We start from the raw sequence: 2,083 nt of genomic DNA, 5'->3' as shown, positions 1-2,083 counted from the left end.
TTCCACGTTCAGTCCTCTTTGTTCCGACCAAATATCCGTTTAGGTATAAGCGTTAGCGCTTATCCGAATGGCATTAACACATTGTTGTCGGCTTTTTTTGTATCCGCTACGCACGCTTAAACTAAACTTTAATTATTCTTACGGACATCAAATGATGGAGAATGAGAGATGCGAATTAGAGTCTGGTTGCTACTCAGCACATTGTTAGCTTCATTTTCTTCGCTGGCCTGTACTCTGACCATGGGCTACCGAACCAATGAACGCATGCCACTGATTGCCGCATCACCAAACAATGATGGACTCTATGTGGATTTTTATAGCCTTGTTGCAGAGAAACTTGGCTGTGAACTAGAAGTGATCAGAGGTCCAAAGAAGCGGGTTCTCAAACAGTTAAAAGATGGAGAGATCGACTTCTACCCTGGCTTTAACTTTAATGAACACCGAGCACTGTTTACCTATTACTTAGAGAATGGCTTTCCCGGTGGTGATGCAGGGATATCTCGCCAAGACTTTCCAACCATAACAGATTTGTCTCAGCTAGAAGGCTCAACAATACTGCAAGCATTGGGCTCGCCTAACTTTGTCCGCAACCTTGAAGCCATCAAGATCTATGCAGTTCCAGAAATGACAATAGAGAAAGCGGTCGGCTTGCTGCGCAAAAAACGCGGTGATTTCTATATCTACAACCATGCGTCGCTAAACTACTACCTTAAGCTACATAGCAACAAAGATATAAAAGTACACCCAGAGTGCTGCGGTGGTGTTGAACCACTTTATTTGGGCTTTTCTCGCCGTTCAGAGCACTATCAAGAACAAGCCAATCCAAATTACTTACCGGATCAGGAGCTAAGTCCTGAGAACTTCCCTGTCCAGTTAAAACAAGGAACTAAAGCATACCAGCTTCAACAGTTACTGAAGCAGATGAAACAGAGTGGTGAGACAGATAATATCTACCGTCAGTATTATTAGCGCAGCAGAGGTTACTTAAATTGTTGTTGCATGAAATCTATAAACGCTTTGAGCCTTTTAGGCTGGTACTTGTCGCGATGATAAATGGCATAAAAGGGAACGGATTCCACTTTCCAGCTACTCATAATTGGCACTAAAGAGCCCTGCTCAATTTCATCCATACAATACATCGCAGGTACGCGGATAATACCATTGCCCTGCAACGCGCCAGCAACGAGCGCCCGCCCATTCTTGCATACTAGATGTGCTGATACCGAAACTTCATAACGACTCTCATCTTCCTGATGCTGGTAGCTCCAACGAGTTACTGAACCACGTAAGATTCGGTGCTCTAACAGTTGTTTCGGATGCTCAGGCTCACCATAACTCGCTAGGTAGTCAGGACTAGCGAGGGTCACCATTTCAATATCACTTAGGTGACGACCAATAAAATTCGCGTCTTCAAGCTTCCCCATCCGAAAAGCGATATCAAACTGATCTTCAATCAAGTCGATACGTGGGCTAGAAAAATCTATTTCTACAGTAATGTCCTGATGCTGGCGCATAAACTGGCCGACATAATTAGCAACGACATCCTCTCCTAAAGGTCCGCCAACGCTGTTAATTCTAATATGGCCTTGTACCTGCTCAGTATCATCAACTGCGGCTAACAAAGCTTGCTCAACCTGCATCAGTGCTGACTCACATTGCTTATAAAAGCGCTCCCCTGCATAAGTCAATTTCAATGACCGCGTTGTCCGAGTAACTAAACTCACCCCCATGCGAGATTCCAAGGCAGAGATCTGGCGCGAGACATGAGAGCGAGAGACGTTAAGTGCTTCCGCAGCCTTAGTGAAGTTACCAAGCTGGGCAATTAACACAAAAGAACGAATATCTGCGAGGTTTACGTTATTAATCATCGGCAACTGCATTTGATGTATTTTCTATAGCATACCAAAGATCGGTATCAGGCTTAGCCATAAAACGCAAAAAGCCCGTTGCGTGAGCAACGGGCTTAAACAATGAAAAAAGCCTCGCTATTTCTAGCGAGGCTTTTCAATGTGGCGGAGAGATAGGGATTTGAACCCTAGATACGCTATTAACGTATGCCGGTTTTCAAGACCGGTGCTTTCAA

At 44.5% G+C, this 2,083-nt stretch carries 2 protein-coding genes; one reads left to right on the top strand and one right to left on the bottom strand.

Features of this window, described 5'->3' with window-relative positions:
- Positions 1–168: 168 nt before the first annotated feature.
- Positions 169–969: a substrate-binding periplasmic protein gene (locus ACHUFZ_RS21160; protein ID WP_394128703.1), complete on the top strand. Its 801-nt coding sequence runs from the start codon at positions 169–171 to the stop codon at positions 967–969.
- 11 nt (positions 970–980) lie between these two features.
- On the opposite strand, the gene ACHUFZ_RS21155 is transcribed toward ACHUFZ_RS21160, so the two are convergent.
- Positions 981–1,868, bottom strand: coding sequence for a LysR family transcriptional regulator (locus ACHUFZ_RS21155; RefSeq protein WP_394128702.1), 888 nt, complete (start codon positions 1,866–1,868; stop codon positions 981–983).
- Positions 1,869–2,083: the final 215 nt, after the last annotated feature.

Origin of the sequence: Vibrio hepatarius (assembly GCF_043642085.1) — a bacterium.
Lineage (GTDB): Bacteria > Pseudomonadota > Gammaproteobacteria > Enterobacterales > Vibrionaceae > Vibrio > Vibrio hepatarius_C.
Note: the sequence above shows the minus strand (reverse complement) of the source record. Positions and strands in the feature narration are given on the sequence as shown.

Excerpts from the sequence above, each read along its gene's own strand:
- ACHUFZ_RS21160 (WP_394128703.1), top strand. The coding sequence starts at position 169 with ATGCGAATTAGAGTCTGGTTGCTACTCAGCACATTGTTAGCTTCATTT.
- ACHUFZ_RS21155 (WP_394128702.1), bottom strand. The coding sequence starts at position 1,868 with ATGATTAATAACGTAAACCTCGCAGATATTCGTTCTTTTGTGTTAATT.